The sequence below is a fragment of the Deltaproteobacteria bacterium genome, assembly GCA_026129095.1.
Taxonomy (GTDB): domain Bacteria; phylum JAGRBM01; class JAGRBM01; order JAGRBM01; family JAHCIT01; genus JAHCIT01.
Genome location: JAHCIT010000001.1, coordinates 464,326 through 490,770 on the forward strand (window position 1 = coordinate 464,326; position 26,445 = coordinate 490,770).

Genomic DNA, 26,445 nt, shown 5'->3' on the forward strand with positions numbered 1-26,445 from the left:
CTTCTTTATTCTCCAATAGGGAAAATCAAAACTGAGACAGAGAAAGGGCAACTCGCATGCCGACACTTCTGGAACGGCTGAACGAGGATATGAAAACGGCTATGAAGGCCGGCGAGAAGGACCGGCTGGAAACGATCCGGCTGATCCTTTCGGATACCAAATACAGGAAAGTGGAAAAGGGCGCGGACCTGGACGACGCCGATGTGATTGCCATCTGCCAATCGATGGTTAAAAAGCGGCGCGAAAGCATCGACCAGTTCACCAAAGGCGGTCGTGCCGATCTGGCGGCCCGGGAAGAAGCTCAAACCAAAGTGATCCAGTCCTATCTGCCCGAGCAGATGGGCGTCGATGAACTCCAGAAGATTATCGACGGTGAAAAAACGTCCACTGGCGCTGCGTCCATGAAAGACATGGGCAAACTGATGAAGGCTGTGCAGGCCAAGACATCTGGCCGCGCCGACGGCAAGCTGCTTGCCGACCTGGTGAAAAAGGCATTGGGCGGCTGAGATGCCTACCCACAGAAAGCGCACTTTCAGTCCTGATGCCAAGACCACGCTAAAACCTCTCCCGGCCACCGTCGTCAGGCAGGTTGCACGTGCCGTGGAAACGCTACCGCTGCACCGGTTTTTGGGTGTCAAACTGATCAGATCAAAGCCCGGCTCCGGCGAAATTCGGCTCAAGGCGGGAAAGAGTGCCGTGAACATTGCCGGTGTTCTGCATGGTGGAGTGCTTTATGCACTTCTCGACGCCGCTGCTTACTCCAGTGTAGTGCCACTCCTGAATGAGGGAGAAAATGCCGTTACCCATGACATCCATGTTTCAGTCCTAAGGCCTGTAATGCTGGGCGAGACGATCGTGTTGAAAGGCCGCGTGCTAAAGCGAGGCAGAACCACCATCTTTGCCGAAAGTGAGGCCGTGGTAGGCGGGAAACTGGTTGCCACGTCCTGTGTAACCAAGTCTGTTATCCGTCAGGAACTGAAGCCGGCCCGGTAGCCCTATACTTCGCCGGCGCTCGAAATCCCTTTCTCGTAATAAAGCTCAACTGTAAGGCCGGTCGCGACAGAAGCCTTGCATGCCTCCCGGATCCCGGAGAGAAAGTCGGCTGCCTCCAACCACGGCGATGAGGGTTCCTCATTTGCCAATATTCCGGCCAGCTTTTCGGTTTCGAGCAGCAGGCCCGGTGCGGATCCTACCGAGAGACCCGGCTCTTCCATCCAGAATGCACGTGGGAACATGAGCGGTACATAGATTCCGGAACTTTCGGCGTGTCGTATCAGATGCGACAGTTTTCCCGGCCCAGCTTCCCGGAAAGCATCACGAAGGAGTGGATCTCCGGTAGGGTCGATCACACCAGGCGGAGGAACAGGAAGCCTGCCAAAGTCTTCCAGATGCAGGGCCGCACGTCTGAGTTCGTGCATCAATTCAGGATCGCCAAGCTTCCAGTTTCGGGTATCCGACCTGCCCTGCGCTAATTCCGGCCGCCGGCGTGTTTGCCGCTCAACCTCTGCCAGCATGGCGATCACCAATCCGTCGGCTGCATCGCGAATTTTCTTGTATATCTGACGATCAGGATAAATCCCTGCTTCAACGCCCTGATATCCCAGTTGAACCAGCCGCGCATATACCGACATCGCACCAGTCTCCGGCAGTCACCTGCGGCGCCTGGGTTCCAGCCGTCCGGAACGGTGTTGCGTCTCGGCACCCCGCAGGAACCATTCCATCCGCTCCAACAGGGCGCGTTCAGACTCCGGACCAAGATTCACTGCACGCTGTTTCATTGCTTCCCATTCTGTGTCCAGTTCATCACGGCTGCTGTGCATTCCTACGGCCCGGGCTTCGAGGGCTGTCCGTACAAGCCTATTGGCGTCCAGCTCAAGCTGCTTGGCCAGCTTCCGGACAATCGCTGGCGTTGGCACAATGGCACCGGATACAGCCTTCTGAAGTGTGTCGTAAGGGACTCCGGCTGCCCGTGCGGCTTCGGCAATCGACTGGAAACCGGCATCGGCAAGAGCTCGCGTCAAGGTCTGCTGAAACCGGTTTCGGAGTGCCATACCTTCTTGAATCCCCATACACCAGGCCGACCCATTGGGAAAGACGGGCAACCCGGCAGGCTTACTTATGTATAACCTGCTCCTGTTGCCCGCCGGAAACTGGTTGCGTATAGTGGTTTGAGCCTCAATTCCCACAAGGCAGATCGCCGTTTCCACTGCGGCAGGTGCGGGTTTTCCATGTCAGACGAGGACAACAAGCGGCAAAGTGGAACCAGTGGCGGGGATTCGTTTTCTGCACCCCCTTCTGAGGATTCCTGGGACCTGGACGAGTTTGCCTCCGACCGGTCAGCACCACCCAATCCCGGCGATATCACCCTGAGTCCGGTGACGCTCGAGCCCACATACAACATCGGGGCAACATCCAAGATACCGGACAACGACCCCGACGTTTGGGATCGAAACCTGGTTACACGGCATCCATTGATGCAGGCCACCGGGAAAAGCGTGCCCCCGCCAAAAGCGGCGGAGACTAAGACTATGGGTGGAGACGATTCTGGCGGCTGGGATCTGGATGAATTCAGCTCCAGCAAGCCGGTCGCTTCACAACCGGTGGCAACAGACGACGAGCCGATAGCAATGACCGCCGAGAATCCGCCGGAAGAAACCGGCTGGGATCTGAATGAGTTCAGTTCCAGGCCAGCAGATCCCGCTCAATCATCTCCGATATCCCTATCCGGGCCATTGCCAACGCATAATGACGACGAACCTATTGCACTTGAGGCTGAGCCCCCACCCGATACAGTCACTGATGATAGCTGGAGTCTGGACGAATTCAGTTCGCCGGCTCCTGTTGCACCGTTCCGTGAAATCTCCACCGTTTCGACTGGGCCAAGCGATGAACCCGTAGCGATGGCTGCCAGTATTCTCCCTGGGCTTTCGGTGGAATCGCAGCCTGTGAGCATGCCAGCAGATAACAAAGGCGAGACTGACTGGGGCATGGAAGAATTCGAGGCGCCGGAAAATTCATCTAGTGAAGTTCAATCTGTTTCGTCCGGTGACACTCTGGACCGAATTCTTGAGGTGGAAGAAAAAGACGCCTGGCTGGACACCAGCGCTGCAGCCGAAAGCTGGAGCGTCCAGCCAATGCGGAACGTGGGGCAAAGCCTTTCCACGGGACAAGACCCCGAAATTGTCACTTCCACTTCCGCGCAATTGCATCCCACAACCGGCAATGACCATATCGATGTGGTGCTGGAACATCTGGCCAGCGAGCCGCCTTCAGCAAACCGCGATCTCAGGATCGCTTCCGTATATATTGCCGCCTGCGGCCGTTCCGATAACTTCGATTCCCGCTGGCTTACTGAAGCACGGCGGCTTATAGGTGACCGAAACGATCCGGCGGCGGCGGCACTTCGTGCGCGAATCGCCGTGATCGAAGAGTCCTCATCAGATGAGCTGGAGCGGCTTGGATCTGGTGTAGGCGGCGGACCAGCAAGCCGGGCACCATGGATCGCCGAATCCCTGAGACGCGCCATTGCCGAAAATGCCGATGAGCGTGCCATCCGGCTTGCCTGGGCACTGGCTGAAATCGACCCGGGGCACCCCCTCGCACGGTGGGTTCAGGCCCGGCACCTGCCGAAGGACCGGCTAGCGGAAACCCGAGACGAAGCTCTTCAGACTGTTGGATCTCCTGCAGCTGCAATCGAACGTGCCCGTCTCCTTGCGGTCGATCTTGCTGCTGGGAACAGGGCCGGAAATGACCGGATTTCACAGATACTGTCGGCCCTCGGGACAATCCCGACAGATCATCCATTGGCCTCCGTAGCCAGAGAACTCGGCACACGAATCAACGAGCTCCAGCTCGACTGGAACGCGTGGACTGCTTCCATGAGCGAATATGCCGCCACGCTGCAAGGAGCAGAACAAGCGGCTGTTTTGTACCGCTTGGCCCGTATTCTTCACGAAGAGCTGGGCGATCTGGATGGTGCTCGTCAGATATACGAAAAATTGCTGGCAGCCGATACTGAAAATCTCGTGCTTCTCAAGCTTCTGGAGGACGTTGAGCGCAGGAGTGGGCGACCGGATATCCTGCTGACCGTCTTCGATGCGCAGTACCGGGTATTCAAGGATGAACAGCTCCGCGCCATCACAGCCGTGAAAGCCGGTCAAGTCGCCGAAGATCAACTCAGAAATCCACAGGCAGCCATCGACTGGTACAGCCGCGCTCTGGAAGCTGATCCCCGGAATCCTTTTGCACTAAGTTCTATCGGGCGTCTGTTCGCCAAGGCGGGCGAGTGGGAAAAACTCGCTCAGGTATATGAGTTTGAAGCCGAAGGCGCCACCGACAAACAGCAGAAAGTCGATTTCATGCTGAAGCATGCTGAACTGCTGGCGGAACGTCTGAACCAGCGCGAAATGGCGATAAATGTACTGCGCTCGGCGCTTCTGATAGATGACAGCAATCTCAATATATACCGGGAACTGGGTCGGCAGCTTAGCGCCAGTCAGCAGTGGGAAGACCTGATCCGTCTTTATCAGGCTGAAGTAACTTTGACCCGGGACAAGAGCCGGCTGGTGGCTATTTACATGTCGCTTGGTGAACTGTGGCAGAAGGATTTTCAGCCCAGCGAACCGGTAGACAAGTTCGCCCAGGCTGTCGAATCATACTATCACGCACTTGAAGTAGAACCCGACTATACACCAGCCCTCCGGACGCTGGGACGCCTTTTTTATGCCACTGAAAACTGGGATCTGCTGATCCGGGTGTATGAAAGGGAAATGGAGTTGCTCGAATCCCCGCGGGCAAAGGCAGCCATCCGGGTCAAGATTGCCGAAATTGCCGAAGACCGAAAAAAGGATCTCTCGCTGGCCATCGACAATTTGAGACAGGCTCTGGAGCTCGATCCAGCAAACCAGATGGTGATCAATCACCTGTCACGGCTTTCGCCCACACAGAAGAACTGGGATGACCTTGTAGAAGTCTACATTCGCGAGGCGCAGATGACCCGTGACCGCCGCTACGCTGCCGCCCTGCACCAGCTCATTGGTGAAATCTGGCGCGACCGGTTCCAGTTCATCAAAAAATCAGCTGACAACTTCGAAAAGGCTATCGAACTCGATCCTTCACTCGAATCAGCCCGCCAGAATCTCGAACGTACCCGGTTCGAGCAACGCACTCCCGCCGAACAGATTGAAGACATTCAGGCATATCTCGCATCGGGTACCCCGCAATCACCTTCCGAAGTAGAGCGGTTTGTTTCACTGCTAGCGACCAGTCCTGAACTCATCACCGATTCCCGGTTGGCGCTGGTTCCGGACCGCTTCTGCGGCCGGGCACTGATTGCACTGGAGCCAGTCCTTAATGCCGTCAAGCTAAGACTGCTGGCCGAGCGGGCGGCTTCAGCCGATGTGGAAGAATCCGCTTATGCCCGACGGCTTCTCATTGAACTGCCAGGTACCGATGAAATCGCTGAGACTGCCTATATAGAAACGTTATTGCGAGGCGGTGGGCTTTCTATGGCGGACATGGAGCGTATTTATGCCCGCCTAAGCTCCCGGAAGCCTTCGCTCGGTCATTGGGAACTGAAAGTCGCGCTTCACGAGCGGCTCGGCCGTGGCATGGATGGACTGGATGACCTGATCTGGGAAGGAATTGGATTGGGCGGCACCAGTTCCCGGCTCCTCCCACTCCTCGCGGCCCGCGTAAAATCCGGAGATTCCGGAACAGGCATTTTGGAGTCTCTTCACCATGTGGCCCTGGAAGCCGGTAATACCGAACTCGGACTTCTTGCCATCGAGAAGCTGCTGGCAAGCGGAGTGGCCGGCCCAAAGCGTGAAAAACTCCTCACAGACCGGGCCCAACTCCTTGCTTCTCTGCCAGACCGCAAGGAAGCGGCCCTCGATGCCGCACGGGAAGTGTTCAAGCTCAATCCTGACAGCGAAATCGTAGTATCGCTTATCGGGAGACTCTCGGCAGAGCTTGGGCGCAGCGATGATGCCCGCCTGTTTGCCGAGCGCAGGCTCGCAAAAGCGACGTCACCTGTCGAAAAGGCCCTTGCTACGGTGGACCTCGCCCGAATCAGCATTGATCTGGAAAAAAATCAGGAAGCCGGAAAACGCATTCTGGATGAAGCTCTCTCACTCGACCCTGCCTGTATTAGTGCACACCAGATGAAGGTGTCACTGCTTGAGCAGCAGGGGAATTCCGCCGAACTGGCGTCAGCCCTCGAAGCGATGGAGCCACAACTTCAACGAAGCGAGCAAATCGCCGTACGTGAACGCTTGGCAACGATTTACGGCGAGGAACTGCGTGAACCCGAACGCCAGCTACTTCACCTGGAAGCACTGGTTGGTCTGGAACCACAAATTTCGGCTCGACACGCGGCACTGGCCAGGTTCCATCGGACACGGAACGACTGGCCAGAGCTGTTTCGCTCCCTCATGTTACAAGCACGGTGTCCTGACACTGAAGCCTCAGCTGCCGAACGGCTTGTATCCGACGCGGCACGGATCGCCATTGATCGCCAGCTTACCGAAGCCGATCTTGGGGAAGTGTTTTCCTGGGCTTCCTCACAACTCGATTCGGCCACCGATAAGGCCGCTATGCTTACTGCCACCATTGATACCGCCCGTGCTCTCGACAGGCCGGAAACACTGGCACCACTTCTCGAAAAACGTGCAGCGATGATCGCTGACGAGAAAAAGCAGGTGGCTGACCTTATTGAGGCCGCCAAACTGTACGAAACCGTGCTCGGCCACGCGGACAAGGCCCAACAACTTTACGCCACTGCAGCCGAACTGGACGACACTCACCCCGCCGCTCTCATGGCTCAGGCAGAGAAACTGTTCCGGGAAGAAGACTATGGCAAGGCTCTTCCAATCATTCGCAAGGCCTTTGGCGCTGGCATCCAGAAGTCAGAGCCGCGAATTCGCGCCGATGCCAATTACATGATGGGGGTCTGCCTGCAGGCAATGGGTGATGCCGAGCAGGCCCGCGGAGCATTTCTGCGTGTCATCGAAGACCAGCCGACTCACCGGGATGCGCTGATGTCACTGGCCGAGTATGACGGCCAGAAGGGCGATTGGGCCGCCTTCACACAGCGACTGGAGCAGGTTCTCAAGAATGCCACCGAAGAAACTCCCCAGTTCCGTAGCGGAATCCTGAAACGGATCGCCCATGCCCATGAAAACAGCGGCAAATCCGACGAAGCACTCCGGTCCTGGGAAGCTGTGGTCCGCGAAGATCCCACTGCCAGCGACGCACTTGAGGCCGTCGTGCGACTGGCCATGGCGCGAGGACTGGTCGACCGGGCCAATACCGCACTGGAGATTCTGGCCCATCAGTCCGAATCCCTGATGGACAATACCAAGGCCGCCAGATACCGCCTGGAGATCGCCCGAAACCTGGGTACTCATGCAGGGGACTCCGCCAAGGCACTAGTCGAATACCGGAAAGTTCTGGATCTGGATAGCAATACACCTGAGGCATTATTCAAAGTTGCAGAAGCGGATTTCTCAGCTGGTAAAACAGAAGAAGCTGAGGAACTACTCAAACGATTCATTAAGGTAGGCCGAGCCGACACCAAATTAATGCCACAAGCCAATGCGCTACTCGGCAAGATCGCTATTGCCAAGGGTGATTCCACTGCCGCCCAAACCTATCTGGAGCAGGCCCAGCAGCAGGGAACAGAAGCGTCCGCAACGGCCGAAGCGATGGTTACCCTGCATGAAAAGAACGGTGAATGGGAAAAGGCCGAGCAGACACTCGAAAAGCTCGCCGACTCGATGCGCAAGGATAACCCTCGTGAAGCGGTTCCGTTTCTGATCCGGCGGGCCCGGATACTCAAGGCATACCTTAATCGCCGGGATGACGCCATTATGGAAATCCGGCGGGCAATCAGGCTGGATCCGCAAAATCTGGAGCTGCATGAGATGCTCGCCGGTATTTTCCGGGAAAATGTGGCCACCATCGGTGAGGCGATCAAGGCCTATCAGGCAATCCTTCACATTGATCCATTCCATCTCCATACCTACGACACACTGGCTACAATTTATTCGACCGACTTCGACAAGCGCTTCTGTGCTGGCCAGGCACTTATTGCACTCACCGGTCCCACGACAGACATCGCTGACTGGGTGGCCGCCCAAAAAAGAAACCAGCCGAATGCCCCCAAAGGGAAGTTCAATCCTGCACAAGCCGGCAGACAGTTCTGGCACCCTGCCTGCCAGCATTTCCTTCACGAGTTTCTGCCCCAGCTGGCCATGCCTATCTGCAAGTCGTTTCCCACCGATTTTGTCAAACTCGGTGTACGGCCTGAGCCACTCGCCGCTGGAACGATACCCGAAGCAATCCAGCGGGTAATGGAACAGATTGGTCCGGTTGAAAATCTCATCTTCGTCCGCGATACGCGGCGTCCCCTTCAAATGGGTATAGAGCGTGGTCCCAAGGGCCCGGTAGTGCTGATTGGCGACCAGCTTTTTGAAACCGTAAAAGGCCCAGAAGCCTCCTTTGTTGCCGCACGATCACTGTTTGCCCTGGTAGATGGGTCTTGGGCCCTGAGCCGTCTCGATGCTGATACCGTTCACCGGCTGCTGGCATTATACGGACGGGCTATCGATGAAAATTTCAAGATTGGCGGCGATCCGGCGGCGATCAAAAGAGACGTCAAACTCGTCGAAAAGGAAATATCGCGCGGATTACGAAAAGAGCTTCAGGCGAAGCTTCCCAAGTACAGGGAAGCCCACACCCGTGTCGTTGTCCAGTCCTGGCTGGACGGGATCCAGTGTTCCCGCGATCGGTTTGGTCTCGTCATGTGCGGCCATCTTGAACCAGCCCTGATCCGGACGGCTGTAAGGCTTGGTGTCATTCAACAGGAACCACTACCAGATCCGAAAACCTGGCCCGACCTGTTCAGGGAACAGCCCCAGTTCGGCGAACTACTTCGCTATAGCGTCAGTGAGGACTACTTTCTGCAGCGCCGGAACCTTGGTATGGCTCTGGACAGCATCTGAACAGTTACCCAAGCATCCACCCCGCCAGATTAAAATAAAACAGAAGTGTAACCATATCGGCGCTAGCCAGCACGATAGGGCCCGAGGCGATCTTTGGATCTCGGTTCAACGCACGAACAGCCGTTGGCAGAAGAATACCCAGAAGACATGCCGTTATCATGGATAAGCAAATGCTTACGGCTACCGCCAGCCCCGCCTGCGGTGCGCCCCGCCAGAGCCAAACGACACCTCCCACGACAGCACCACTTGCTGCACCTAGCAGAAAAGCGGTCTTGAACTCCCGGGAGAGCGAATTCAGGAGTTCACGCCATTTGGGTGCATGCCCATGAAATCCCTGAATGGTCATGCTCATGGACTGGATGCTTACACTTTCCGCCAAAGCCAGCACGACAGGAATAAAAAGTGCTAATACCACCGCACTGGCAAGAAGCTGCTCATAAAGCCCCGCAATCAATGCAGCAGCGATCCCGCCGCTGATGTTGCATAGCAGCCAGGGAAAACGGTCGCGAAAACCCGCCCACGCGTTTGCGCCCTGGACTTTCGACAAATGAACACCAATAAGCTGGAACACATCCCGACTCGCCTGACGCTCCGCAAGCTCAAACATCTCATCAGTAAAAAGCGTCACATCGACAGATCCGAGCAGCACTCCCTCAGAATCGACAACCGGAAATGCCAGATACCGGTGCAACAGGAACTGCTCACAGGCAACCATTACCGTGGCCGTGTCCGGTAGTGTTACAATTTGAGTAACCATGAGGCTGGAAACCGGAGTGTCCGGCTCTGAAACCAGCAGCCGCCGGGTCGGCACAACCCCCTTCAGCTTCCCATGCTCGTCAACAACATAAAGATATACGACGCCTTCTTCAGGCTTTTGAGACCGAAGCGCAGAAAGAGCCTCGGCGACTGTCTGGCTGGTAAGCAATGTCACCACACCCCTGCGAACATATTTAACGACCGGGTCGTCGAGATTGTCTTCACCCAATGCCGGTGGCATCAGTTCCTCCAAGGGCTTTAATTATTCTGACAGCCTTACCGCTAAAAGACCGCAGCCAGAGCAGTTTGATTTATCCGGTAATCCCGGTTGGCGGCAAATATTCTGCTCACCTTCATACTTCTTTAACGTTTTTCAGTCATAGTTCCCCGCAGGCATTGCCCTGAATGGGTGGCCGGATAAGCTGTTCCAGCCGCGACAACTGCCTTTCTTGCGGCCCCGGAGAGACCATGTCGTCCAGATTGATTACCACCTGCCTTGCTGGTGGTTTATTGCTCACAATGACCTTTGCCGCCTGCGGTTCAAAATCCGATTCCGGTGCCCCGCCAGAAACCGCACCCAAACTATTCCGTCCGATCCGCCCTGTAACAGGAACCGAGAAAACTTTTCCCGACGGTGCAAGAATGTGGGTGCTGCCAAGTGGCCAGACGCTGATCGTCCGTCCAGTACCAGGAAATTCCAATGTAACAATTAACACTTGGGTCCGGGTGGGTTCAGCCGACGAGACAGAAGCCAATAATGGCGTTTCACATTTTCTTGAACACCTCCTTTTCAAGGGAACCGATAAATTCGGACCCCGTGACCTAGATGTGGCTTTTGAGGGCGCGGGTGGCGATATTAACGCTTCCACTTCCAGCGACTTTACCAACTATTTCGTTACAGCACAGGCGTCCGAATTCGAGCGGATGCTGGAAATCCATGCCGACATGATCCAGCACGCCACCATCCCTGCAGATGAACTGGAACAGGAACGCAAGGTGGTGATAGAGGAGATCAATCGGGCCAACGACAGCCCGATGCGCCGTCTGTTCATGAATTTGAACAGCCTTGCCTACCGTCAACATCCTTACCGGCTGGATACCCTCGGTCCTGCATCAAACATCGCCTCGATTTCGAGAGAGAGCATTCTCAGCTATTACGAGCAGCACTATTCCCTGAGTAACCTGATCACGGTTGTCGCCGGAGGAGTAGACCCAGAAACAGTCAAGAATCTGGTCGAAAAGCACTTTCGCACCGGACGTACTGGTGGGGCATCTCCAGTGGAAGCACCGCCTGAACCCTGGCCTACGGAAGAACGGCGTGCTGATTCCCGTATGGGCGTGAAGAAGGCCTATGTGGCCGTTGCCTGGCGGACGGTCCCGGCAGGGATCCTCCAAGAGTCAGTCGCCCTGGATGTGGCGGCTGAGGTGCTGGGACAGGGTGAATCTTCACGTCTTCACCAGCGACTTGTGCGACGCGAGCAGATCGCCAACAGCGTAAGTGCCTATTCAATGAACAGCCGTGATGGCGGCGTGTTCGCGGTACTGGCAGTATGCGAGCCAGAAAAGGCCGCCCGCGTCGAAGCCGCTATCCTCGAGGAAATCGAACTGCTCCGGACCGAAGGTCCCCAACCCAACGAGCTTCGTAAGGTAATTGAACAGACCCGCCGCCAGTTCATTTATGATACCGAGTCCTCCAAAGGGATCACCTTCTCGCTTGGCTGGTATGCAACTGTCGCCTCCCCAGAACTTTATTATGAATATCTGCCCATCCTGGAACATACCGATGCCCGGGCCGTTCAAACAGCTGTGAAGCAATATCTCCGTGCCAAGCGGACACTCGTAAGCCGAGTGTTGCCAGAGGCATTTGATCTGGCAAAGTTGGAGCCTGCCGTCACGATTACACCGGCCAAACGCGCCCCACTGCCAACGACCAAAGAGGCCGAAACCTCCGTTTCGCAGCCGTCAACGGATATTCCATCAGCACAGAAACTGGAGACAAAAGAGTACCGGCTCAAACTGGGCGGAACACTGATTGTCCGGGCGAACCCCTCCAATGATGTGCTTGCCATACGTATACTGTTCAAGGGCGGAAACCGTCTTCAGCCTGTTCCGGGAATGACAGATCTGCTGGCGCGCATGCTGACCAAGGGAGCTGGTTCACGAAATGCTGCCGAGTTCGCCGCTTACGCAGAAGAGAATGGCATCGATATCTCGGCCCGGGCCGAAAACGACTATCTGGAAATTACCGCACAGGGTATCCGCGGCGATCAGGACCGGATGCTGGAGCTGTTGAGTGACGTGATCTACAGGCCGTTGCTGACAGCCGAGGACATGGAAATAGAGCGGTCACTCATATTGAAAGGCATTGTGAGCAGCCGGGATCGTCCGGAGCGGCTGGCCAATGAAAAACTTTTGCTCAATCTCTATCCGGGTCATGGCTACGGAGATGTTGGTGAACGAATCGAGACAGCCCTCCCAAAGCTCACACGCAAGCAACTCATCGATTATTACCAGGCACAGGTAAACCCTGCTACGATGGTGGTAGCCGTTGTCGGAAATGTTGTACCCGATTCAATCCGGGACCACTTCGATTCCGCCTTTTCAATGGAACGTGAGGGTACTGCCGAGAGCTTTCAGAAACTGCTGAAAAGTGCCCGCAAGGCGGCGACTGCACCTGCTTCTCCCATAACGGTCAAAACACCCCGCCCCACCGAGCAGACGCATGTATTTCGTTCATATCTGACCGTTCCGGTCATGCACCCGGACTATCCCGCACTCAAGGTACTTTCGGCACTGCTCGGGCAGGGGCTTTCGTCACGGCTTTTTGTCGAACTGCGCGATAAGCAGGGACTTGCTTACACTACTTATGCGAATTTTCCTCACGGTTTCGACCCGACGGGCTTTACGCTCTATATCGCCACCGACCCAAAGAATACGCAGGCGGTTCTTTCCGGATTCGACGAACAGGTGCTGCGCCTACGGAAAGAAAAAATCAGTCCGGCGGAAGTCGAATTTGCCCGAAACAAGTTTCTTGGCCGGTTTCACCTGGCGCACGAAAAGAATATGGATCAGGCCTTTTATCTCGCTTTCTATGAACTGGCCGGTTTCGGCTGGACCTATGACAGCGAATTTCCCCGGAGGATACAGAGCGTGAAAGCTGGCGATCTCACCAGAGTAGCAAACCGCTACCTGTCAAAACCCTCCGTTACGAGCATTCTGGGCCCTCCCGCTGCCATTGGAGCCCAGCCAAAGCAGTAAACAGGCTATTTCCCCAATCTGAACATCACCTCAAGCCCGCCTTCAGAACGATTCCGGATTTCGAGTATGCCACCTTCGGCATCGGCGACAGCACGGGCAACTGCGAGTCCCATACCGGTACCGCCCGATTTAGTGGTAAAAAACGGGTCCGTTGCACGGGTAAGCACTTCTCCCGTCATACCGGGACCATCGTCCATGACGGTTATTTCCGTTTCCCTGCCTTTTGTGGTGACTTCAATTGTCACCGTATGACGGGCGGCTGAGAGCGCGTTGTCAATCACGTTAAAAAGCCCTTGGGAAAACTGCTCTGGATCACGGAGAGTGCTGGTGTCTTGGCCGTCTCCGCTGACCTTGAGTTCCAGCCGTATCCCCAATTCAGCTGCCCGTGGAGCCAGCCGCTCAGTCTCGACAGCGGCCAGTTCCATGACGGTGCGATAAGGCACTGCCCCCGCGCCTCCTTCTGTCATATCGTCATCGGTACGGAGCACGTTCGTCAGCATGCGGCTGAGCCGTGTTCTCATAACTTCAAGCCGGAATAACTCTTCATGCAGGAGACTGCGCGAGGGTTCGGGAAGTTTTTTGGCATGACGCTCAATCTGATGCAGACTCATGCCAAACAGACCAAGTTCATGCCGGGACTGATGGGCAATTCGGGCGCTTACTTCACCAACAGCTGCGAGTTTCTGCTTCAGTTCCAGCTCCCGAACCAGATTTACAATCTGTTCACGTCTCTGTATCAGGATCTGGACGGCAAAACTGAGATAAAATCCCCAGCTCATCCAGAACATTGTCGCGTTGGGGTAGCGGGGATCATATGCCTTTACCGCCGCGTAATTCAGGGGTGCCACCAGAACAGCAATGGTGATAAAAACGGCGATGTCACTGTACAAAACACCAAGAGGTGGCACCTGAAGCAGTTCCCGCGGACGTTGCCGGTGCCGGAGCCAGACTCCAAATTCACTCATTACCAGGTAGACATTACAGAGAACCAAAAGAAGAAAGGCATATTTCAGATCAAGCACCACTTCACCGATAGGCACGGGGTACTGGCCGTCGCCGGTTTTCAGGTGGAACCAGTGTGTGGCCAGCATTGCGGCAATTGCTGACAACAGTGCCCATCCAACCGAAAAGGGCTGATTTGCGATACGCTGGAACGACCATTCCCGCCAACGGCGTGGCCAAATCGTGTGGTAAATCAGGTTTCTCACCACCGTCGCCGCAAGCAGCACCCATATGGCCCTTGGTCCCATAATGAAAAATGCAGCTACGCCTGCGACGCCCGTCGAATAATGAATGTAACGCTTGGGTGGAATATCCAGCGGAAACATTCCGCCTACGACCATGATGATAAACGTGCCGATGATAAAGATCGGGGATTCGGGCCAGTGACGAAGTGGCCAGTTTTCCAGCCAATCCAGAAGAAACCACTCCTGAAGACGGCGCAGCAGGCCGAACCATTCGTTCACCGGCCAGCTCCATAGCGGGTAACCAATACTGCCAGCCTGGTACGATCTGGAAGCTGAAGCGCCTGCAGGATGTGGGTAACGTGGTTTTTCACCGTGCCTTCACTGAGAAAGAGCCGTTCGGCAATCTCACGGTTGCTTTGCCCTTCGCCCACAAGCGCCATGACTTCACGCTGCCGCGGCGTAAACGTACCAACGATACGGCGAAATTCCCGAGAGTCGGGGTCCGAACGCAAGGCATCAGCAAGCCGAATTGCAAGATCCGCGCTCATCACGGTTTTCCCAGCTGCGGCATCACGTACGGCCTTCAGCAACTCCCTGGGCGCGGCATCTTTCCGGACAAAACCACATGCCCCAGCCTCCACCGCCGCCTTTACACGGCGTGGATCGTCATGAGCCGAAAGCATGAGCACGCGCCGCCCATCCAGAAGCGTTGGGAGCGCCTCAATTCCGCTTTCACCTGGTAGCTCCACATCAAGTAATAACAAATCCACCGAAGCTGACTGAAGACGTTCCCTCAACTCCGCTACCGTACCCGCTTCCAGACATACGTCGATATCGGGTTCAGCAGCCAGAACAGCCGCAAGTCCAGAGCGAAAGACCGGGTGATCGTCACAGATGGCGACTCGAATAGGGGTCATTTCAACCTTTGGACCAAAGATACCGCCCAAAGAATGGGTTCTCCAGCGGCAAATTGCCGACGGCAATGCCATGAATTTAATTCATGACGCGTCGCATCTAAAAAACGTGACTCCAGTCATGGCTCAACATGACTCCCGCTATCTGATGGGTGCGCAAACAAAACTGTATTCTTGCCCGCATAACAAGACCGCAACCGGCACCCACTACATGAAGTCTGCCGGTTTCTACCTGAGGAGAAAGCATCATGCAGTTCTGTAACCGCACCAACCTGTTCATCCTGCTTGCCATCACAATGATGACACTACCCACTGCCGCCTACGCTGGCGGAAGTACGCCCCCAAAAGTGGGCACCAAATACCCTATCGTTCTCGCGCACGGTTTCAGTGGCTTCGATTCCCTTCTTGGCATCGACTACTTCTACCAGATCGCCGGTACGCTCAGGAATGAAGGGCATAAGGTCTATACCACCGAAGTGTCCGCCTTTAATTCAGTCCAGACGCGCGGGAACCAGCTCGCCGACCAGATTGAACAGATACTGGCCATCAGCGGCGCGCAGAAAGTAATCATTGTTGGACACTCCATGGGTGGACTCGATGCACGCTACGCCACCCGCTACCGGTTGGGATCAAGCAAGGTAGCTGCAGTTGTCACTGTCGCCACTCCGCACAGGGGAGCGGTCATGTCAGATCTTATCTACCCGCTCGTCAATACCGTGGTGAAGCTGACTGGACCGGTGGGAGACGCCATCGCCGCTTTCGTTTCATCCGTTGGCGGTGCCATCGTAAGCGGGAAACTAACGCTTCCACAGGATGTGGTAGCCGGTCTGCGCGATCTCACCAGTGGCTTTACTTCCCAGTGGAACCAAGTGACCACAAATGTCCCCGGCGTCCTCTACTGGAGCTATGGCGGAACAAGTATCGTTAATATTTCGCTCGACCCCACAGACGCACTGATGTTTCTGACCGGTATCGTTGATCCAGTCCCGAATGACGGTCTTGTCAACCGGGAGTCGGCCAAATGGGGAACTGTCAAGAACGTCAATCTGAATGCAAATCACCTGGATGAAGTAAACCAGCTACTTGGCTCCACCGGCTGGTTCGACGCCAAGGGGTTCTTCAAAGGGATGGCCGCGGAGCTGAAGAATCTGGGTTACTAGAAAACTTCAGGCGAATCCCGAACCAAGGTACACAGGACCGGATATCGTATGGTATCCGGTCCTGTTATTTTTTCTGAACTCTCCCCATCTTTATGCTTCCGGCAAAGGGTGCACCCGGCATAAAATCTGGTCCAGCAAGGGAGAAACCATCATGTCTGAGCCTTACCTTGTCCAAATGGGTCGCTGGGTGGCCGATCTGGACTATGAAAATATTCCACCCGACTCGGTCCGTGCGGCCCGATACCAGGTTCTGAACATGGTAGCTGCACTGCACGGAGCGGCACGATCTCATGAAACTGCCTCCATCGCGGCGGGCATTGGTGGATTTTCATTGGGTCAGGGACGTTCAACGGCGCTGGCCACTGGAACCCGCCATGCTCCCCATGAGGCTGTTCTTTCAAATGCCTGTTACTCCATGGCCCAAGACTTCGATGATATCGTCTGGATGGGGCATACCTGCCATTCCGCCGTATTCGCATCGCTTGCCATAGCAGAGCATGAAGGGACCGATACCCAAACATTCCTGTCAGCCGTCGTCGCTGCAAATGAAATAGGCGGCCGGCTTGGAGCCTCCAGCATCCTCGGACCACTGAATGGCCAGATGTGGACCTTTATACATCTCATCGGAGCTTCCGCTGCCGCGGCCCGAATTCTGCGGCTGACAGCAGAGCAGGCGACTCATGCCATGGCGATTGCACTATCACAGCCAAATTTTGCACTACAGCCTGGGTTTATGGTGCCAACATCCAAGCTGCTGTCAGCTGCGCTTCCAGCAGCTACGGGAATCCAGGCAGCCTATTTCGCCCGTGCTGGAATGACAGGTGCGCCAGACATTATCGAAGACCGCCGGGGGTTCTGGAAGCGTTTCAGCTACGTACCGCTTCCTTCAATGATGGGAGGGCTGGGCGACTTCTGGGTAATGCAGACCCTTGCCGTCAAGACCGTCCCCGGCTGCCATTATTTCCAGACAGCCTGTTCAGCCATTGATGAAATCGAGCGGCGCCGGGGCCGTATCGACCCGAAAAGGATACGTCGAGTAAAGGCCGGAACCACCAAGCTTGGGCTAGAGGCGACGAAGTTCGCTTCCGAGTATTCCAGGTCGACAGGCACGGTCATGCCAGTCAATGTCAACTTCGATCTCGCTGTTACGATCGCCATCCGGTTATTGGTTGGCAGGCTCACCAGCGAGCAGATGTACCCGGAATGGCTTGCCGAGCGTACATCCGATATTCGCCATCTCGCTTCCCAGACCATCGTCACTCATGAGCCTGCTCTCACCCTGAAAACCATCGGGAGCCTGCGGGCTGCGGGAGCGGGTCGTGGTGCCCTGTCGGCAATCACGCCATCCGACATTCCTCGGCTAGTACGGCGCTATTCGGAGGAGTACAGTTCGACGCTCATTACGCCCAGGGAAGCGACAGGATGGATAAAGGCCATTGCCAGCATGACCCGCCGGCGAAGTACCAGCGCAATACCAAAAAGACCGTCTCGCAGTTCCATTCCGCTCTATTTTCCCAACCGGGTGACGGTAGAGTTTAACGATGGGGCAACCGAAACAGCCCAGGTGGATCTGCCAGCTGGCTCATTCTGCTCGCCAGACATGGAAACAGAACTGAAGGAAAAATTCCTGCGCGAGACGGTGCCGGTACTGGGCCCCCAAAACGCCATAAAAGCCTTTGAAACCGGATTAGAACTGGAATCGGCAAGATTGCCTGATTTCATCAGGCTGGTGTCGAAACAACAAAACAGCGCCGTCACATAATTGTCATAAATCTTCGATAGGGTTCCACGCAGAAGAGGGACGAGCGTCCCCAAGCACAGGAGAACCAGAGCAATGCACAAGGAACTGAACAGAATCGTGAGCCGTCGCCGCCCTATTGTGACGGCAGCGGCCGTTGTCGCCCTATTTGCCAGCGCAGTGATTTCCCATGGTGCCGGCGCACCCGGCACCGTCCAGATTGATCCAAACCTCCCCGATTACAAATCAGTGCAAGGCATCTCAGGCAGCCTGAACTCGGTTGGCTCAGACTCGATGAATAACCTGATGACCCTGTGGGGTGAAGGTTTCGCTAAATACTATCCGAATGTGAAGATACAAGTGGAGGGCAAGGGATCATCCACAGCCCCGGCAGCGCTCATCGCCGGCACCGCGCAGCTCGGCCCCATGAGCCGTCCAATGAAGGAAGAAGAAATCGACAAGTTTGAAAAGAAGTTTGGCTACAAGCCGGCCGAATACCGCACCTCTATTGATGCACTGGCCGTCTATGTGAACAAGGACAACCCGATCAAGGAAATGACCATGGAACAGGTGGATGCCGTTTTTTCGTCCACGCGGCTGGGCGGCAACTCGGATATTACCCGCTGGGGCCAGCTAGGTCTTACCGGCGAGTGGGCGAACCGGCCAGTCAGTCTTTATGGCCGTAACTCGGCGTCTGGTACCTATGGTTTCTTCAAGGAAGTTGCGCTGTTCAAGGGTGACTACAAGTCGTCAGTGAAGGAGCAGCCCGGGTCGGCTGCTGTTGTTCAAGGCGTCACCGAGGATATCGGCGGTATCGGCTATAGCGGTATCGGCTACCGGACTTCCGGTGTTAAGATGGTCGCACTGTCGAAAAAGCAGCCTCAGAGTGCACTCAAGCGAGCCACGCAGAAACTGGTATTCTATGAGCCGAGTTACGAAAATGCCCTGAAAGGGAACTACCCGCTCTCGCGCTTCATGTATGTCTACATCAACCAGAAGCCCAATGAACCGCTGGATCCTCTGGTCCGTGAGTTCATGCGATTCATTTTCACCAAGGAAGGCCAGGAAGTGGTTGTGAAGGACGGCTACGACCCGCTCACCGCCAAGATGGCCGAGGAAGAACTAGCCAAACTGAAGTAAGCTACAGGGCCTATAATACTACTGAGGCTCCGGCTCATGCCGGGGCCTCAGTGTTTTGGCAGACGCTTTCGTTTCCAATGAAAGCCGGGTAGTTCGGCTGTCGAGGGAAAGGAAACCTCGCTGAGATCATGAAGCGTCACATGCTGGCAGCGGGGCTGTGTCTGGGAGTAGCGGCCTATGCCATGGGACTCACCATATTTGGTCCCGCAGTGACCGCGATGGCTGCCGGATTTGGCACCGATGAAGCCGCAGTCGGAACACTGTTTATGTGGATGGCGGCTGGCTTTCTCCTATCCACGGCGGCCGGATGGGCGCTCTCCGGACGGATCGGGTTGAAGTGGTTCGCTGCTCCGGGCATCTCGGTCTTGGCGATTGGCCTGATAATGGTCGGTGCCGGAGGGACATACCCAACAGCCGCCGCCGGAATGGCCCTCTATGGAGTAGGCGGCGCATTCCTTCAAATTGCCACCAACGCCGGCATGGCTGATCTCTACCCGCGCCGCCAAGCATTCGCCCTGAATGTTCTCCATTCTTCATTTGGCATCTCGGCACTGCTGGGGCCCAGGTTTTCCGGATACTGGATTGCCTCAGGGCATGAATGGGAAGAGGTGTACATAATGGCCGGAGTGGCGGCATTTCTTCCACTCCCCTTTTATCTCCTGCTCCGGTTTCCCGATCATTCACGGGGAACTGGACGCCAGAACGTGGGTCAGGTGTCCGATCGGCTGCATTCGCCGTGGACTGATCCAGTAGTCGCACTGACAGCCCTCGCCATATTCTTTTATGTCGGCGCAGAAGTAGCCACAAATAATTGGAGCGTCCGTTTCCTGGAAGCATCCAGAAGTCTCGACTCAATAGCGGCAGCAGCAGCCCTCTCCAATTTCTGGCTGGCACTAACAATTGGCCGGCTAGCCGTGATAGGACTTGCAACCCGCATTTCACCAGAACGGCTTCTCCTGCTGCTTGCTACCAGCTCGGTGCTTTCGGGAATGCTTCTGCTGCTGGGACCCGACTCGCTGGCCGGAACAGCCATGGTTGCTCTCGGGGCTTCTTATTCGGGCATTTTTGCTACGCTTTTTGCTGTAGCAACAACTCGCATACCAGGAGCAGCGGCTCCCGTGTCCGCGATGCTTACTTTTGCTGCAGGGGCTGGAATACTCGTCCTGACTCCAGCTGTTGGCTACGTGGCCCGATGGGTAGGCCACCCTGCTGGATTTGGCCTGACCGTGGTCTATCTTGGCGCCCTGCTCGGCTGCACGATCGTCATTACCCGGAAAATATCACGTGAACGCCGGTAGACCTGTCACCGCTTCACCAATGATCAGTGTGTGCATGTCATGAGTGCCTTCATAGGTTTTTACCGTTTCCAGATTACACATGTGTCGCATAACGCAATATTCATCAGTAATGCCATTAGCACCCAGCATGTCACGGGCCATCCGGGCAATATTGAGTGCTATCTCGACATTGTTTCGTTTAGCGAGTGAGATCATCTGCGGAGTCTGTCGTTTCGCCTCGAACAAACGCCCTACACGCCAGGCCAGGAGCTGCGCCTTGGTAATTTCCGTCACCATATAGGCGAGTTTCTCTTGCACAAGCTGGTAACCGGCAATGGGCCGGGAAAACTGGACCCGGTTTTTCGTGTAGTTCAACGCCTCCAGATAGCAGGCCGTGGCCGCCCCCAGCGCTCCCCAGGCAATTCCATATCGTGCATGATTTAGGCAGCCCAGTGGGGACCCCAGCCCCTTCGAGCCCGGCAGGATATGATCCTTCGGAATTCGCACGTCCTCCAGGACCAGTTCGCTTGTAATCGAAGCCCGCATGGAGAGCTTTCCATGCATGTCCATTGCCTTGAACCCTTTGGTATCTGCTGGAACGATGAAGCCCCGGATGTCAGATGATTGGTAACCGTCCAGCTTGGCCCATACAACGGCGTAGTTGGCTATTGATCCGTTGGTAATCCACATCTTGGCGCCATTCAGGACATAACTGTCCCCATCTGTACGCGCATTGGTAACCATTCCACCCGGATTTGAGCCATAATCCGGTTCAGTAAGACCAAAACAGAACAGCAGTTTTGCGGCCCGCATCTCTGGCAGAAACTTCTTCTTTTGTTCCTCGGATCCGTACTTGTTGATGGCTGTCATGGTGAGCCCGCTCTGCACCGAGGCAAATGATCTCAGGCCCGAATCCCCCCGTTCCAGTTCCTGCATGATCAGCCCGTAGGCAACTTCGCTCATGCCGGGGCAACCATACCCCCGTATGGACGCGCCAAAAATGCCAAGTTCACCCAGTTCCGGAACCAGTTGCTTGGGGAACGTCCCTGTTTGCCAGCTCTCACGGACCGTAGGCATGTAACGGTCCTTGATCCACGATCGGACCGAGTCGCGCGCCATGCGCTCCTCTGGCGTTAGCAGCTCTTCCAGATCATAAAAATCGAGTCCGTTCGTATCGGGCATGATAGTTCTTTCCCCTCAAAAGGTCCGGCGGCCGGGACGGGTAGCACGATAATTCGATGTATGAAAGCGATGCCAGTCTGGAATCAAAGCGACTGATATATGGCCTGAAAAGGCGGGAAAATACCGGTTCGGGAGACTATGGATAGCGACCGATCGAGCAATTACATTGCCGCGGCAAGCTGCTGACGGGTTTTCTGGAGCCGGGCATTCATTTTGCCCATGAGTGACTCGAACGATTCAGCCCGGATGATCTTGCTGAACTGCTGACGATAACTGGTAAGCAGGGATACATCGTCAATCACCATATCGTAGACAACCCAGCCACGGTCACGTGAATTGGTAAGCTGGAATTCGACTCGCACCGGCTCAGTGGTGCTACCAGTGGAAACTGCCGAAGCAATGGTTGCCTGAGTTCCTTTTATCAGTTCACTTACAACCTCAGCCGAAAAATCGACAACCGGCTTCACTTTGGCAAGAACGGAGTGCTCAATCAGTTCCTTGAGCACCAACGTGAATTCACTGCGCTGCTTCGCGTCAAGCTGTTCCCAGTTTGTTCCAAGCGAACGGCGCGCGAGCTCCTGGTAGTCGAAGCTGCCGCGCATTTCCACAATAAGTTTCTCGCGGCGGGCCTTGTCGTTGAGATTGCGATCCTGAAGGATTGCGGCAATCGCCCGTTCCTTTTCTGCAAACACATCCTTGGGCGTTTCATTCGCCAGAGCCGATACGGCCATAAAGAGACATCCAACAATTGCCAGCTTGGTCGCACGCATATTCAAGAATGTTCCCACTACCACGTTCTGTCCTTAAAGAAACCGAAATTTGCTGCCTGATAGGCAACCCATTCGGCTTTATCCCAAACGGCCCAACCAGTCTGCGTAGACAGGTTCGCAGTTATACCAGCAAACGGAGTGCCAATCCAGCCCCGCTAGGGCTGACATTTTTTCATTTAATATCAACAAGTTACGTCTTATCTGGCACTGGACTATTAGTTATTTAGGCTTGGTCTGTCACTCACGGTTGACAGAGTATGGCGCCTTGCCAGCACAAGCCATGTGAGGCATCAAAAGGAACGAATGAGCACCCCCTATATACGTGTAGTGACCCGTCTGCCCGGTGGCCGCCAGGATGAGGAGGATTTCCTGGAACTGGAAGAGTTCCTGGATCTGGTGCGCAGTTGCAGCCCTTCAATCGAGGCACTCCGGCAGGCACTTATCAATGGAACAGCCAATGTACACGAGATGATTTATCGGTGGAATCCCGCCGATGTACCTATCGGTCATATCGGCCGGTATTTGGCCAGTCTGCCGGGTCCGGATACCCGTTATCACCCGGACCGTTGTCAGGCGATCACCTATTACCCGCAGAAAGACCCTCTCACGACTTCGGCAAACGAATTCGGCATCACGTTCCGGCGAACTGATTTGATCACCCCTGTTACCACGCGTCGCAAGCTTGAGCCTCTCTTATGGGACCGGTTGCTAGGCTACAGCACCCGGTTTCCGGTGAAGCATGTGGAGTTTGACCTTGCTTCCATCACCGACCGCTTTCAAGTGACAATCCCGGTTGTCGAGATCGTGCAGCTCCTGGAACTGCTCCATGCGAGCAGCTACCGCAGTTCGGGTGAGCTCTATGACGCACTCACAATCATCAAGCCAGAAACAATGGACTGGTTTTATTTGTGCGGAAGGTGAGAATCAGCCCCGGTCCACCTTGAACTTCTGGCCCTGAACGATGCCCAGTTCGGCAGCGGCACCGGAAGGAAGCAGGAGCAGTTCAGTAACAGGCACCGGGCTCAAGGACGTAGAGGCCCGCTGAACCCCGATCGGGGCGCGTAACCCTGAGGCCACTCCAACCACGGTAAGTCGGTCCAGCCAGACCACATCTACATCCATCTTCATTCCCTCGGTCGAAAACCGACCCGGTTGTGGATTGCCAAAAGCCAGCAGGAGCCCACATGCCGCAGACAGGGATATCTGGTCTACAGGAGCCTTCGCCCGGCTCTCTTCGGTTTCGGCAATTTCGACTTCTATGGTAACCCCCGGCCGGATATGCATCCGGGTCCGGTCAAGGGTATACGTGGGTCCGGACATCCGCCGCTTCTTTCCACCGCTACAGGCACTAATCCCCAACGGAAGAAAAATACAGAGTGACAGGCAGAGAAGACGCCGGTGGCTCTCACGCATTCCCATAAATCTCCTCGGAAAAATGGCACGCAGCCAGCCGTCCCGGCTCTATCTCTCGCAGCGGCGGCGCTTCAGTGCGACAGTTTTCCTTGGCATGCGGGCACCGGGGGTGAAATGCACAGCCTGGGGGCGGATCAATTGGCGAAGGAACATCGCCTTTCAGGACGATCCGATTGCGAGCAACACCGGGCCCGGCTGCCGGTACTGCGGACATCAGTGCGGACGTATAGGGATGAAACTGTTTACGCACCAGCATGTCAGCAGGGGAAAGTTCGACTATCCGGCCAAGATACATAACTGCGATCCGGCCGGAGATGAACTCAACGATCCGGAGATCGTGGGCAATGAACAGGTACGAGAGCCCCATCCGCTCCTGAAGATCCAGGAGAAGATTTACCACCTGTGCCTGAATGCTCACATCCAGTGCGGAAACCGGTTCATCACAAACAATGAATTCCGGCGATACGGCGACCGCACGAGCTATGCCAACCCGCTGACGCTGGCCACCAGAGAATTCGTGTGGATACCGGCTCATGGAGTCGGCTCGAAGACCCACCAGTTCGAGCAGTTCGCGCACCTTGTCGCGCCGCTCGTTTCTGGATGAAACCAGCCCGTGAACTTCCAGCGGTTCGCCGACGATTTCCTCAACGGTCATCCGGGGATTGAGGCTGGCATACGGATCCTGAAAGATCATTTGAACATGGCGGCGGAGTGGCCTCAGCTCACTTTCATCCAGTCCAGCGAGATTTTTCCCCCGAAACCATATTTCGCCCGACCGCGGCTTCACCAGCCGGACGATGGATCGGCCAAGCGTGGATTTGCCACAGCCCGATTCACCTACAAGACCTAGCGTTTCCCCCCGTGCCACCGACAGATCCACGCCATCCACCGCCTTGACCCAGCCCTTTACCGTGGACAGCACCCCGCCCCGCACCGGAAAGTGCGTTCGAAGATCGCGTATTTCAATAACCGGCTCAGTCATAGATGATGGATCACAGGATTTACTTTTGCGGTGACTACCCTAGCGCGGCTGCGAGTAATGGTTCAAACCGAGGGTCACTTCATTTTTCTGTACTTTTCCGCGGCAGCGTGATGACGCGCAGCTATTTCCACTGCCAGTGAGCGAGGCTCCAGCACTTCGGCGTCGTCACCAAAGCCAAGCAACCAGCCAGTAAGATCAGGAGTAAGACCGGTCACCATTGCCAGCACAACCGAGCCGTCTGGTTCTTTCCGGATCTTCTGACCCACAACATAGCGCCGCTCCGAAATAAAAGAGGCGACCCGCGGCGAGAACCGGATGCGAACAGTGACCGGCTCGCCCCGGATGATCCCAAAACTTCCTGAACAGTAGACCGATGGATCATAATCATCCGGATAATCGAACTTGCTGCCCCGGTTAACAGCGAATTTGCGTACCCGGTCAACGGCAAACGTGCGGATTGCTCCCGCTGTCTCGGAAAATCCGATCAGGTACAATCCCTCCTTGTAGGTAAGCATCGTGTATGGTCGCAGGCGATGTGGATGGATTTCTCCATTTGGCACCCGGTAGCTCAAAGTCACTACGTACTGCCGGATCAGGGCATCAATAATATCATCCAGCAGATCCATCTGTTTCGCATAGGACTTGGGGGCATCGGGGAGCGGAAAGAATTTCCGGTGAAATGTCCGAAGCTGAGCCAGATCACCCGGTGACATCGTCCGCTCAAACCGCTCGAAAAGAGCATCAATATCGGCGCGGAAGTTCGTCCCCGCAAGAAAATGGCTCTGCGCACGAATTACATATAGTGAGATCACTTCCGCAAGTCCCAGCGTCAGTTGCGGTGCCCGGCTGAAACCGGACTGAAGACGAATCAGAAGCCGGCCATCAGGCTGGGTTTCCTTGACAAGCGGATATCCTTGCCTGTCCAGAAGGTCCAGATCCCGGTAGACGGTCCGGCGGCTCATGCGGTAGAGCGAGGCGATCTCATCCACTGTGATCCCGTGCCGGCTCGAAATGGTCCTGACGAGATCACCCAACCGGGCCGATAGCCTGATCGCTGGTGTGTCTCGACTGCGGACCGCCTTGGGTGGCTTCGCCTTCGGAGGGCGACCGGGCCCCCGGCGAAAGCGCCGCTTTGGCCTCCCCAGCATGTTGCTCAGTTCCTCCGGCTGGATCCGGTTCCACCGGAACCGGTCAGAAGCGCCACTGCGAATGCAGCAATGCCTTCATTACGGCCAATGGCACCCAGTCCCTCATTGGTAGTCGCCTTGATGCCGATCTGTGACGGCACAAGGCCCATTTCAGCAGCCATGACCCGTGCCATTTCCGGTGCGTGTTTCATCACCCTGGGTTTTTCCCCGACGAGTGTCGAGTCCACGTTGACGATCTCCCAGCCTTCGGCGCGAACCCGGCGGCAGACTTCCTGTAGCATGACAAGGCTCGATACATCCTTCCATTTCGCATCGGTATTGGGGAACAGTTGGCCAATGTCCCCTAGGCTCGCCGCGCCAAGAAGCGCATCCATGATCGCATGGATGAGCACGTCGGCATCGGAATGACCATCAGGACCAACATCGGACGGAATTTCCACGCCACCCAGTACACAGCGACGTCCAGCCGTAAGCCGGTGAATGTCATAGCCATGTCCGATCCGGAGTTTCGTCATTCT

At 55.7% G+C, this 26,445-nt stretch carries 20 protein-coding genes; 9 read left to right on the top strand and 11 right to left on the bottom strand.

The features are described from left to right. The first annotated feature begins 56 nt into the window (after positions 1 to 56). Together KIT79_02055 and KIT79_02060 are read left to right on the top strand one after the other, a co-directional pair. The gene (locus tag KIT79_02055) at positions 57 to 506 is read left to right on the top strand and encodes a GatB/YqeY domain-containing protein (GenBank protein ID MCW5828076.1); all 450 of its coding nucleotides are present in this window, start codon (positions 57 to 59) and stop codon (positions 504 to 506) included. A gap of 1 nt (position 507) precedes the next feature. Further along, positions 508 to 993, top strand: a complete 486-nt coding sequence (locus KIT79_02060) for a PaaI family thioesterase (GenBank protein ID MCW5828077.1) — start codon at positions 508 to 510, stop codon at positions 991 to 993. Between the two features lie 2 nt (positions 994 to 995). On the opposite strand, the gene KIT79_02065 is transcribed toward KIT79_02060, so the two are convergent. Next, positions 996 to 1,631 (bottom strand): hypothetical protein, encoded by a 636-nt coding sequence (locus tag KIT79_02065; GenBank protein MCW5828078.1) that lies wholly within the window; start codon positions 1,629 to 1,631, stop codon positions 996 to 998. 18 nt (positions 1,632 to 1,649) lie between these two features. Continuing rightward, positions 1,650 to 2,051 (bottom strand): helix-turn-helix transcriptional regulator, encoded by a 402-nt coding sequence (locus tag KIT79_02070; GenBank protein MCW5828079.1) that lies wholly within the window; start codon positions 2,049 to 2,051, stop codon positions 1,650 to 1,652. A 177-nt stretch (positions 2,052 to 2,228) separates the two neighbouring features. Here KIT79_02070 and KIT79_02075 point away from each other — a divergent pair, with 177 nt between their 5' ends. Further along, positions 2,229 to 9,002: a tetratricopeptide repeat protein gene (locus tag KIT79_02075; protein ID MCW5828080.1), complete on the top strand. Its 6,774-nt coding sequence runs from the start codon at positions 2,229 to 2,231 to the stop codon at positions 9,000 to 9,002. Positions 9,003 to 9,006: 4 nt separating this feature from the next. On the opposite strand, the gene KIT79_02080 is transcribed toward KIT79_02075, so the two are convergent. Then, positions 9,007 to 10,011 carry a magnesium transporter gene (locus KIT79_02080; GenBank protein ID MCW5828081.1) on the bottom strand — a complete coding sequence of 335 codons (1,005 nt, stop codon included), beginning with the start codon at positions 10,009 to 10,011 and terminating at the stop codon, positions 9,007 to 9,009. 152 nt (positions 10,012 to 10,163) lie between these two features. On the opposite strand from KIT79_02080, the gene KIT79_02085 reads away from it, so the two are divergent. After that, positions 10,164 to 13,016, top strand: a complete 2,853-nt coding sequence (locus KIT79_02085) for an insulinase family protein (protein ID MCW5828082.1) — start codon at positions 10,164 to 10,166, stop codon at positions 13,014 to 13,016. Between the two features lie 5 nt (positions 13,017 to 13,021). On the opposite strand, the gene KIT79_02090 is transcribed toward KIT79_02085, so the two are convergent. Continuing rightward, positions 13,022 to 14,482: a HAMP domain-containing histidine kinase gene (locus tag KIT79_02090; protein MCW5828083.1), complete on the bottom strand. Its 1,461-nt coding sequence runs from the start codon at positions 14,480 to 14,482 to the stop codon at positions 13,022 to 13,024. Beyond that, positions 14,479 to 15,150, bottom strand: coding sequence for a response regulator transcription factor (locus tag KIT79_02095; protein MCW5828084.1), 672 nt, complete (start codon positions 15,148 to 15,150; stop codon positions 14,479 to 14,481). The genes KIT79_02090 and KIT79_02095 overlap by 4 nt, the downstream gene beginning before the upstream one ends. A gap of 215 nt (positions 15,151 to 15,365) precedes the next feature. Between KIT79_02095 and KIT79_02100 the strand changes: the two genes are divergently transcribed. From KIT79_02100 to KIT79_02115, 4 genes are all read left to right on the top strand, one after another. Further along, positions 15,366 to 16,277 carry a triacylglycerol lipase gene (locus tag KIT79_02100; GenBank protein MCW5828085.1) on the top strand — a complete coding sequence of 304 codons (912 nt, stop codon included), beginning with the start codon at positions 15,366 to 15,368 and terminating at the stop codon, positions 16,275 to 16,277. Positions 16,278 to 16,428: 151 nt separating this feature from the next. Continuing rightward, positions 16,429 to 18,039, top strand: coding sequence for an MmgE/PrpD family protein (locus tag KIT79_02105; GenBank protein MCW5828086.1), 1,611 nt, complete (start codon positions 16,429 to 16,431; stop codon positions 18,037 to 18,039). A 72-nt stretch (positions 18,040 to 18,111) separates the two neighbouring features. Next, positions 18,112 to 19,155, top strand: coding sequence for a PstS family phosphate ABC transporter substrate-binding protein (locus tag KIT79_02110; GenBank protein MCW5828087.1), 1,044 nt, complete (start codon positions 18,112 to 18,114; stop codon positions 19,153 to 19,155). Between the two features lie 128 nt (positions 19,156 to 19,283). After that, the gene (locus KIT79_02115; GenBank protein MCW5828088.1) at positions 19,284 to 20,453 is read left to right on the top strand and encodes an MFS transporter; all 1,170 of its coding nucleotides are present in this window, start codon (positions 19,284 to 19,286) and stop codon (positions 20,451 to 20,453) included. Here the strand turns inward: KIT79_02115 and KIT79_02120 are convergent. Then, a complete protein-coding gene (locus KIT79_02120; GenBank protein MCW5828089.1) occupies positions 20,436 to 21,614 on the bottom strand; it encodes an acyl-CoA dehydrogenase family protein in 1,179 nt (392 codons plus the stop codon). The genes KIT79_02115 and KIT79_02120 overlap by 18 nt on opposite strands. Positions 21,615 to 21,775: 161 nt before the next feature. After that, positions 21,776 to 22,384: an ABC transporter substrate-binding protein gene (locus KIT79_02125; protein MCW5828090.1), complete on the bottom strand. Its 609-nt coding sequence runs from the start codon at positions 22,382 to 22,384 to the stop codon at positions 21,776 to 21,778. Positions 22,385 to 22,687: 303 nt separating this feature from the next. On the opposite strand from KIT79_02125, the gene KIT79_02130 reads away from it, so the two are divergent. Beyond that, complete coding sequence (locus KIT79_02130; protein ID MCW5828091.1) at positions 22,688 to 23,305, top strand: hypothetical protein; 618 nt, start codon at positions 22,688 to 22,690, stop codon at positions 23,303 to 23,305. 3 nt (positions 23,306 to 23,308) lie between these two features. Here the strand turns inward: KIT79_02130 and KIT79_02135 are convergent, their stop codons facing one another. From KIT79_02135 to ispF, 4 genes are all read right to left on the bottom strand, one after another. Beyond that, positions 23,309 to 23,704 (bottom strand): DUF192 domain-containing protein, encoded by a 396-nt coding sequence (locus tag KIT79_02135; protein MCW5828092.1) that lies wholly within the window; start codon positions 23,702 to 23,704, stop codon positions 23,309 to 23,311. Positions 23,705 to 23,789: 85 nt separating this feature from the next. Beyond that, positions 23,790 to 24,779 (bottom strand): dipeptide ABC transporter ATP-binding protein, encoded by a 990-nt coding sequence (locus tag KIT79_02140; protein MCW5828093.1) that lies wholly within the window; start codon positions 24,777 to 24,779, stop codon positions 23,790 to 23,792. A gap of 74 nt (positions 24,780 to 24,853) precedes the next feature. Next, the gene (locus KIT79_02145) at positions 24,854 to 25,927 is read right to left on the bottom strand and encodes a transcriptional regulator (GenBank protein MCW5828094.1); all 1,074 of its coding nucleotides are present in this window, start codon (positions 25,925 to 25,927) and stop codon (positions 24,854 to 24,856) included. 5 nt (positions 25,928 to 25,932) lie between these two features. Next, a complete protein-coding gene (gene ispF / locus KIT79_02150; GenBank protein MCW5828095.1) occupies positions 25,933 to 26,442 on the bottom strand; it encodes a 2-C-methyl-D-erythritol 2,4-cyclodiphosphate synthase in 510 nt (169 codons plus the stop codon). Positions 26,443 to 26,445: the final 3 nt, after the last annotated feature.